Consider the following 220-nt stretch of genomic DNA (forward strand, 5'->3'; position numbering starts at 1 on the left):
TCTGCGCGGAGTTTCGCTGCCACCACATTCGCCGCACTGCCACCCTGCACCACCCCCACATTTAGCGTGGTGCCACGCGTCATGTCGGTCAATGCATTAATCGCCAGTACGCTATTAGCAAAAGCGGTAATGGCAGAACGTCCTTTCTCCGGCTCATTGCCGGCATGAGACGCCACACCGTCAAACGTCAGTTGATAGCCTCCCACACCTTTACGCGCTT

The 220-nt window shown here is 56.8% G+C and carries 1 protein-coding gene; it reads right to left on the bottom strand.

The window, feature by feature from the left end; all coding sequences use genetic code 11:
• Positions 1 to 220 (bottom strand): peptidase dimerization domain-containing protein (locus tag ACU8YC_RS28940; protein ID WP_446896503.1); only part of this gene is annotated, 220 nt, incomplete at both ends.

Source organism: Citrobacter sp. VF227, from assembly GCF_052950715.1.